Source organism: Mesorhizobium sp. M0500 (genome assembly GCF_040321165.1).
In the GTDB taxonomy this organism is placed as follows: Bacteria; Pseudomonadota; Alphaproteobacteria; order Rhizobiales; family Rhizobiaceae; genus Mesorhizobium.
On sequence record NZ_JAMYRB010000099.1, the window covers coordinates 1 to 531 of the forward strand.

At 48.0% G+C, this 531-nt stretch carries 1 protein-coding gene; it reads right to left on the reverse strand.

What is annotated here, in order from left to right; all coding sequences use genetic code 11:
- Window positions 1-299: 299 nt before the first annotated feature.
- Window positions 300-531: hypothetical protein (locus tag NKI70_RS33925; RefSeq protein WP_352726475.1), on the reverse strand; the 232-nt coding region annotated here is incomplete at its 5' end.

Here is a 531-nt window from a genome sequence, read left to right on the forward strand (position 1 = left end):
ACTCGAAGATTCCTTGGCCATCCTTATACCCCTCTATTTGAACCACCTGCCACAGTGCAGAGACCCATAAACAGGTGAAGATGCCAGCAAAATCCGCGACCTGCAAGCCGGAATCTTCTTGGCGCAAGCCAATTTGCGTGCTCTTTTTACACGTCTTGGACCGGCCGAAAAAGCACCAGTACCGCTAGGTGTTGCTCTCGCCCCTCTCTGCGATAGCAACCATAGCCGTTTAATCTAATTGGTTATCGAGCGAAATCTACTATGAAGCCGAGTGATACAATGGCATTATGTATATCTATTTAGACAGATGTAAGTAATGAGTTTTCATTAGAAATTGCTAAAATAGCTGTTCCAGCGGGCAGCATATTGGCTCTCGCTCCGCTATATACTGCCACCATCAGCTTCCGGCGCGAGCTCAACAGTAGAAGGAGAATCTTCTTTTCACACGCGGAATCGCCGATCAAGAATGCAGCACGGAATAGAGGTGTTTCGGTCGATAGGAGAGAGCAATAGGTCCCAATAGCTGCCAGG